This window comes from Mitsuaria sp. TWR114 (genome assembly GCF_007997345.1).
The window spans coordinates 332-2,962 of record NZ_VOSR01000265.1; the positions used below are offsets into that span (position 1 = coordinate 332).

General features: G+C 71.1%; 1 protein-coding gene and 1 pseudogene. Both read right to left on the reverse strand.

The features are described 5' to 3' along the window. Positions 1–2,073: pseudogene (locus tag FUT87_RS11500) on the reverse strand (hypothetical protein); the annotation flags it as partial. Between the two features lie 116 nt (positions 2,074–2,189). Continuing rightward, a partial coding sequence (locus FUT87_RS11505; RefSeq protein ID WP_147241106.1) for a TolC family protein occupies positions 2,190–2,631 on the reverse strand: 442 nt, incomplete at its 5' end.

Genomic DNA, 2,631 nt, shown 5'->3' on the forward strand with positions numbered 1-2,631 from the left:
CAGCAGGTCCGGACGGGTGAGCGCCGCGACCTGGGCGGGCGACAGGGCGGCGATCGTCTCGGGCAGCAGCGCCGCCATCTGGGCGCTGGGCATCAGCGCCAGGCCGCCGGCGGGGAGCTGCGCGAGCTCGGCGGGCGACAGGCCATTGAGCCAGGCGGCGGTGGCCTGGGCCCAGTTGGTCGAAGCGAAGTTGCCCAGGGCGGTGTTGCGCACCTCGGCGGCCGCCGCGTTCAGCAGATCGGGACGGTTGATCGCCGCCAGTTGATCGCTGGAGAAGCCGGACAGCGTCGCGGCGGTCAGCGTCGGAACGACGGCGGTGGGCAGCGTGGCCAGCGCGCCGGGTTGCAGGGCGCCGATCACGCCGGGCGACAGCGCGTCCAGCCAGGCCTTGGTGACGCCGCTCAGGGTCGTGATGCCGGCGACCTGGGTCGCGCTCAGGACGGCGACGGACGCGGCGGGCAGCGTGTAGAGGCCCGGCAGCACGGCAAGCTGCTGGGGCGAGAGCGCCCGCAGGGCCTCCAGCGACAGCGCCGGCGCCACCGCCTTGTTGAACTGCTTGATGTTGTCCGGCGGGAGCACCGCCAGGGCGCTCGGCGACAGCGCCTGCATCCAGGCGACGGACATCGACCCCCAGCTGAAGCCGATGGTGCGGACCTGGTCGGCGGTCAGGGCCGCGATCGAGGCCGGCTGGAGTCCCAGGACGGCCGTCGAGCTCAGCTTGCCGAAGTCGACCGGCGCGATGCGCGCGAGATCGGAGGGCGCCAGCGCATTGAGCCAGTCCGAGTTCACCTTGCTCCAGTCCGTGGGCGCCAGCGCCGCAGTGCGGATGGCCGCCGCCTCGGGCGACAACAGCGACGGCGAGGGGATCGCGGCCAGCTGGGCCGCGCTCATCGCGGACACGACCGCGGTGCTCAGGCCCGGCACGACGTCGGTCGGGATCGACGCGATCTGCGCCGTCGTCAGGCCGCCCACGACCTCGCGCGACAAGGCGTTGATCCATTCAGCGGGGAGCTCGCTCCATCGCTCGTTGTCCAGCGCAGCGACCTGCGCGGTCGAGAGCGCGCCGATCGCCGCCGGCTGCAGCGCGGCGATGCCGGTCAAGCCGCCGATCACCTCCGGACTCAGCGCGCGGATGGCGTCGGCGGACAGCCCGGCCGCGCCCGCGTCCAGCGCGCCCAGGGCGGTGATGGCGACGATCTGCTCGACGCTCATCGCGGCGATGGCGTCGGCGCTCAGCTGCGCGACGCGGGCGGCGCTCAGGCCGCTCAGGCCGCTCAGGGCCGAGGTGCCCAGTTGCGCGAGGCCGCCGGCCGGCACGGTGGTGAAGGCGTCCCTCGACAACGCGTTGATCCAGTCGGCGGAGAAGTCGCTCCAGCGGCCCTCATCGATGGCCGCCACCTGCGCGACGGACAAGGCGGCGACCGCGTCCGGACGCAGGGCATCCAGGCCTGCCATGCCGCTGATGAGTTCCGGGCTCAGCGCCCGGACGGCGCTGGCGGACAAGCCGGCGACGCCGGCGTCCAGGCTGCCCAGCGAGGTGATCGAGAGGAGTTGCTCGACGCTCAGGGCGGCCACCGCGTCGGCGCTCAGCTCCGAGACGCGGAAGGCGCTCAGCCCGGTCAGCGCGGCGCTGGTGAATTGCGCGACCTTGGCCGGCGTGATGGCGGCGAAGGCCTGCGGCGACAGCGCGTTGAGCCAGCGCGCCGACAGGTACTTGCCGTCGATGCCGATCGCGGCGACCTGCTCCGGCGACAGCGCCGCGGCGGCCCTGTCGCCCAGCCAGTGGATGTTGATCAGCTTGCCGACCTGGGCGGGGCTCAGCGCTCGCACCTGATCGGCCGTCATGCCCTGGACCGCCGCGCCCTTCAGATAGTTCAGGGGCGCGATGGCGCTCAACTGGGCCGCGCTCATCGCGGACACCATGGCGCCGGTGAAGGCGGCGACCTGGGTGCCGGTCAGCCATTGGCAGTGGGGGATGTCCAGGCCGGCGAGGTCGGCGGGCGCCAGCGCCGCGATCTGGGCGGCCGTCAGGGCGGTGAACTGGGCTTTGGTCAGGGTATTCAGGGTGGTCATGGTGTGGTGAGCTGGTGGCTCTTTCGAGGTGGGAATGGCCGGAAAAGGTCGGCCGCGGGACAACAGCGGGCGCTTCTCCTCGGTCCTTTCGGGAGTCGCGCGGGCTTGGGGGGGAATCAGGGGGTGGGCAGCGGGCCGTCGAGCGCGGCGATGCTGTCTCTATTCATTTCGCCGAGGTCCGACATCAATTTCAGCCGGGCCGCGTTCCACTGGTATTCGCACTGGGCTCGTGCATCGAGCGCGTCGACCAGGGTGCCTTGGGCGGAAATCAGTTCCAGGATGTCCGAGACGCCGCGTTCATATCGATTCGTCGCGGAATCCATGGCCGATTGCGCGGCCTGGAGCAATTGATTCGCGGCGTCGATGTTGTCCAGCGAGGCCGCCAATTCCGCGTGGGTCTTGACCAGCTCCAGCAGGACGCGGTTTTCGGTGTCCGTCACCTGCAGTTCGGATTTCTCCGCCTGCGCCTGGGCTTCCTGGATCTTGTTGCGACGGGAATCACCATCGAACAGCGGAATCGTGATCGTGGCGCCGACGGTGAAGGTGCTCGAGCGCGAG